At 72.8% G+C, this 5,383-nt stretch carries 4 protein-coding genes and 1 pseudogene; 2 read left to right on the plus strand and 3 right to left on the minus strand.

Annotation, left to right across the window (positions count from 1 at the left end; translation table 11 throughout):
- A pseudogene (locus G3I53_RS33400) lies at nucleotides 1-331 on the minus strand (hypothetical protein); the annotation flags it as partial.
- Between the two features lie 200 nt (nucleotides 332-531).
- On the opposite strand from G3I53_RS33400, the gene G3I53_RS21550 reads away from it, so the two are divergent.
- Nucleotides 532-1,071 carry a bacterial proteasome activator family protein gene (locus G3I53_RS21550; RefSeq protein ID WP_164338445.1) on the plus strand — a complete coding sequence of 180 codons (540 nt, stop codon included), beginning with the start codon at nucleotides 532-534 and terminating at the stop codon, nucleotides 1,069-1,071.
- Between the two features lie 100 nt (nucleotides 1,072-1,171).
- Here the strand turns inward: G3I53_RS21550 and G3I53_RS21555 are convergent, their stop codons facing one another.
- The gene (locus tag G3I53_RS21555) at nucleotides 1,172-2,812 is read right to left on the minus strand and encodes a protein kinase (RefSeq protein ID WP_164338446.1); all 1,641 of its coding nucleotides are present in this window, start codon (nucleotides 2,810-2,812) and stop codon (nucleotides 1,172-1,174) included.
- Nucleotides 2,813-3,160: 348 nt separating this feature from the next.
- Here G3I53_RS21555 and G3I53_RS21560 point away from each other — a divergent pair, with 348 nt between their 5' ends.
- Nucleotides 3,161-4,747 carry a protein kinase gene (locus G3I53_RS21560; protein WP_164438675.1) on the plus strand — a complete coding sequence of 529 codons (1,587 nt, stop codon included), beginning with the start codon at nucleotides 3,161-3,163 and terminating at the stop codon, nucleotides 4,745-4,747.
- Nucleotides 4,748-4,826: 79 nt separating this feature from the next.
- Here the strand turns inward: G3I53_RS21560 and G3I53_RS21565 are convergent.
- On the minus strand, nucleotides 4,827-5,383 hold a 557-nt coding region (locus G3I53_RS21565), incomplete at its 5' end, for a phosphotransferase (protein WP_164438676.1).

Below are 5,383 nucleotides of genomic sequence, written 5' to 3' on the forward strand. Positions count from 1 at the left end.
GCAGGGCCGCCGGACCGTCATCGGTGCGGCCCTCCTCGCGGGCGGGTGCGTGCGGGTCCGGTCGCCGGCCCTCGTCCGGGTCCGGTCCGGCACGGCGGACACCCCGTCCGCCCCCGTCGGCCGTACCCGGCGCCCGGTCGTGCGCATGGGCCACGGACGCCCCGACCGGCGTCACACCGGCGCCCCAGGGCACCACCGTGCCCGTCCCCAGGGCGATCCCCGTCCCCAGGACGACGCCCGCTCGCAGGGCGGCCGCCGCCCCGTTCGTCCGCACTGCACGCAGCCATGGAGTCACGACCGTGACCTCCCGCGCCGACGTGTGCGCGGGCACCGTCGGCAGAGTTGGGCCGGATGGACCCCAAAAGATTCGCATTTCCGGGCATTCCCGGCATGCCGAGCGGTGCCGGTCGGCTGAATCGTGACCTCGGAAGCGGGGAACCCGTACCTCGTCCGCCCAGGAGCCCGTGCCGCACCTTGCCGGTCCGCGGGGGCACCACCCGAGTGGGGCACGGGGTGCGAGAGAATGGCTGCATGGAGATGCCGAGGAACGAACGGTCACCGGAGAAACCGCAGATCCTGGTCGTCGGCCAGGACGGCATGGCGCTCGGCGGTGGCACCGGGGACGAGGACTCCCGCGAGACCCCGGTGACGGAGCAGGTCGAGCAGCCCGCCAAGGTCATGCGGATCGGCAGCATGATCAAGCAGTTGCTGGAGGAGGTGCGCGCCGCTCCTCTGGACGAGGCCAGCCGGGCCCGGCTCAAGGAGATCCACGCCAGCTCGGTCAAGGAGCTGGAGGACGGTCTGGCCCCCGAGCTGGTCGAGGAGCTGGAGCGGCTCTCCCTGCCCTTCACCGACGAGGCCACCCCCAGCGACGCCGAACTGCGGATCGCGCAGGCGCAGTTGGTGGGCTGGCTGGAGGGTCTGTTCCACGGGATCCAGACCACGCTGTTCGCCCAGCAGATGGCGGCGCGTGCCCAGCTGGAGCAGATGCGCAGGGCGCTCCCGCCCGGTGCCGGTGACGGCCAGGAGGACCCCCACCTCGGCGGTCGCTCGGGCGGCCCGTACCTGTAACGGCCCGCCGACCCGCCCGGACAACAGGAAGGGGCCCGGATCTCCGGGCCCCTTCGCCGTCCGTGCCTACCGGGCCGGGGAGACCCCCGGCCCCGCCCGGTCAGGGCGGGTTGCCCGTGGAGACCTTCAGGGTGATCTCCGGCATGTCCTCGGGGTCGACGTCGGTGCCGGCCGGCGGGAACTGCTCGCGGACCGAGCCCTCGCCGTAGACGTTCTCGTCCACGTTGACGATCTTCAGGTCGCCCCAGCCGGCCGCCTGGAAGCACTCCTTGACCGACTTGATGTACTTGAACTTGAAGTTCGGGAGCCGGATCTTGTCGGGGTCGTTGTAGGACTCCTGCGGCTCCTCGCACTCCTCCTTGTCGATCGTCTTCGACGTGTCCGGCCCGCGGTAGCCCTCCGCCTTGGTGGCGGACGCCGACGGCGAGCCGCCGCCGCCCTTGTTCTCCTCACCGCCGCCGCCGTTCAGCGTCAGCGCGGCGATCAGGCCGCCGACCGCGAGCACGGAGACGGCGATCGAACCGATGATCACCGGCCGGTTGCTCCGCCCGCCGCCCTGCCCGCCCGGGGCGCCGGCCTGCGGGGAGATCGTGTACGGCGCGGGGGTCGACGGCCCCGGCTGCGCGGAGTAGGCCGCCGGGTGCGGCGTCGCGTACCCGCCCTGCTGCGGGTAGCCGTACGACGGGGACGGCGCCGGAGTGCCGTACGGGTGCGGCGTGGGCGTGGGGCCGGGCTGGTACGGGGTCTGGACGTTGCCCGCCTGCGCCTGGCCGGTCTGGTCGACCGGCGGGAACACCGCGGAGCCGACGCCCGAGCCGGCGGGCGCCTGGGTGCCGGGGACGATGCTCGGCGGGGCCGCCTGGAAGGACTGGCCGACCCGCAGGCACTCCCCGCGCATCGCCTCTGCGCTGGGGAACCGCTCGTTGGGGTTCTTCTTCAGGGCGCGGGCGATCAGCGCGTCCACGGCCGGGGGCAGCGAGCGGTTGATGGAGGAGGCGGCCGGCGGCTCCTCCTGTACGTGCGCGTAGGCGATGGCCAGCGGGGAGTCGGCGTCGAACGGGAGCCGCCCGGTGACCAGCTGGAACAGCATGATGCCGACCGAGTACAGGTCGGAGCGCGCGTCGACGCCGCGGCCGAGCGCCTGCTCCGGCGAGAGGTACTGCGGGGTGCCGACGACCATGCCGGTCTGGGTCATCGACGTGACGCCGGACTGCATGGCGCGGGCGATGCCGAAGTCCATGACCTTGACCACGCCGCGCTTGGTCATCATGACGTTGCCCGGCTTGATGTCCCGGTGGACCAGGCCCATCTCGTGGCTGATCTCCAGGGCGGCGAGCACGTCCGCGGTGATCTTCAGGGCCTTGTCGGCGGGCATCGCGCCCTGCTGCCGCACGTCCTCGTCGAGCACCGAGCCCAGCGGGCGTCCCTCGACGTACTCCATGACGATGTACGGCGTGGTCATGCCGTCGACGTCGTCCTCGCCGGTGTCGAAGACCGACACGATGTTGGTGTGCGTGAGCTTCGCCACGGACTGCGCCTCGCGGCGGAAGCGCTCACGGAAGGCCTGTTCCCGGCCGAGTTCGGTGTGCAGTGTCTTGATGGCGACCTGACGGTCGAGCACGCTGTCGTAGGCGAGGTGGACGGAGGCCATGCCGCCCTGGCCGAGCAGGTCCCGCAGTTGGTAACGTCCGCCGGCGAGCGACCGTCCCGCGTGGTGGCCCTGTGCGCCGTCCTGGCTCATGTTCCGCTTCCCCCGTAGCCTCTCCGGCGCCGTCGTCGGTGACCGATCGTCGTAGATCCCATGTGCTATTCCCGGCCAAGTCTGCCGCAGGCCACCGACACGTCAAGCGCGGTGCCCGTTCCGTGACCGTACGCGAAAGAAGCGTCGCGGAAGCGTTACAGCAGGCGTACGGCCGGTACACGGAATTTGCACGACAGTACGGAGTGCGGGTTTCATGACCGGTCCGTCTCGTCCCGGTCCCGGCAGCCCGTCCCGGACCGAAGGCTTGCGCAAAGGCTGTAGCGTGGCTCGACGGAGAGACCGTGACAACACCGCGCGTACCGCGGGCAGAAACGACGGCGAGGACTGATGGCACAGCAGCAGCGCGCCCAGGGCCCGTCCGACCCCGAGGCGACTGGCGGCGGCATGTCGGACGCGCCGGACAACTGGGGCAACGGCGGGCTCGTGGGCGACGGCCGGTACCGGCTGACGCACCGGCTCGGCCGGGGCGGCATGGCCGAGGTGTTCGCCGCCGAGGACGTGCGTCTGGGGCGCACCGTCGCCGTCAAGCTGCTGCGTTCCGACCTCGCCGAGGACCCGGTCGCCAAAGCCCGTTTCACGCGCGAGGCACAGTCGGTGGCCGGCCTCAACCACCATGCCATCGTGGCCGTGTACGACTCCGGCGAGGACGTCATGGGCGGCCAGCCCGTGCCGTACATCGTCATGGAGCTGGTCGAGGGCCGCACCATCCGCGACCTGCTGATGAACGCCGAGGCGCCGGGCCCCGAGCAGGCGCTGATCATCGTCTCCGGTGTCCTGGAGGCGCTCGCCTACTCGCACCAGCACGGCATCGTGCACCGCGACATCAAGCCCGCCAACGTCATCATCACCAACAACGGCGCCGTGAAGGTGATGGACTTCGGCATCGCCCGCGCCCTGCACGGCGCGTCCACGACGATGACGCAGACCGGCATGGTCATGGGCACTCCGCAGTACCTCTCGCCGGAACAGGCGCTCGGCAAGGCCGTCGACCACCGCTCCGACCTGTACGCCACCGGCTGCCTGATGTACGAACTCCTCGCGCTGCGGCCCCCGTTCACGGGTGAGACGCCGCTGTCGGTGGTGTACCAGCACGTCCAGGACATCCCCACGCCGCCGTCCGAGGCCTCCGACGTCTCCCCGCCGGAGCTGGACGGGCTGGTGATGCGCTCGCTCGCCAAGGAGCCGGACGACCGCTTCCAGACCGCCGAGGAGATGCGCGGGCTGGTCCAGTACGCGCTGCAGATGCTCTACGACCAGGGCGGCCACACCGGCACCTGGAACACCGGCCCGGTCGACATGCACGACGGCCGCAGCACCCCGGCGGGCGGCTTCGCCGGCACGGCCGTGATGCAGCACCCCGACGCCGCGGGCACCACCGCGATCCCGCAGCCGATCCTGCCCGCCGGATACGGCGGCGGGGACGACGGCGGCTTCGAGGGCAACGGCAACCGGGGCGGCGGGCGCGGCAAGCTGTGGGTCCTGGCCGTGCTCGCGGTGATCGCGATCGCGGCGGGTGTCGCGCTGGCGCTGAACAACACCGGTGACCAGGGGGGCGGCGACCGGCCCGAGAAGTCGCCGACGACGTCCCAGACCACCGAGGACGAGAAGGCCAGCGAGAGCCCCAGCGACGACGCCAGCGAGGCGCCGAGCCAGGACACCGACACCGGCACCGGCACGGGTTCCGGCGGTAACTGGACGCCGACCCAGCAGCCGACGCAGCAGCCGACGCAGCAGCCCACCCAGGACCCGACGGGCGACCCGACGGGCGAGGACCCGACGACGCCGGACGACCCGACCACGGAGCCGGAGGAGCCCACGACGCCGCCCGCGACGCAGCCGACGGGGGGCGGCGCCGCGGAGGGCGCCACCGGCGGCGGCGAGGACGGCGGCGGCGTGGGAGACGGCGGCAACTGACCGGCCCCCGCGGTCGGCGTGGGAGACGGCGGGAGCCGACCGCCGCCGCCCCCACGCGGTCAGTCGCGGTCATTCGCGGTCAGTCCACGAACGCGTCGCACACCGCGTCGTACTCCCGGGTCCACCACACGGCCAGCGCGGCCGCGGCGGGGAACTGGGCGTCCGCGCGGGTGTCGGCGCGTTCGTAGTGCCAGCGCAGCATCCAGAAGTCGTTGAGGCGTTCCCACCAGACCCGGTGGACGGCCGCCGCCAGCTCCGAGGGCGTGGCCCCCGAGGCGCCGCGGTAGGCGCGGGCGAAGGACCGCACACGGGACAGGTCGAGGGTGCCCGCGGGCCGCACGAAGAAGATCGCCGAGGCCCGGACCGCCTCCTCCGCGCGGGGCTGCACGCCCAGCCGGTCCCAGTCGACGATCGCGGCGGGCGCGTCCCCCCGGTAGAGCAGGTTGAACGGGTGGAAGTCGCCGTGCACCCACCCCACGGCACCGCCGCGCGGCGGGCGCCGGTGCGCGTGGCGCTCCAGGAGGACGCGGCGCTCCAGCAGCCGGTGGCGGGCGAGCGCGTCGAAGGAGTCGGCGGGCCGGTGGCGGCGCACGCGCGCGAGCAGGTCGTCGATGAGGGCGAGGGTGTCGGCCGGGT

This window comes from Streptomyces sp. SID14436 (assembly GCF_010548465.1).
In the GTDB taxonomy this organism is placed as follows: Bacteria; Actinomycetota; Actinomycetes; order Streptomycetales; family Streptomycetaceae; genus Streptomyces.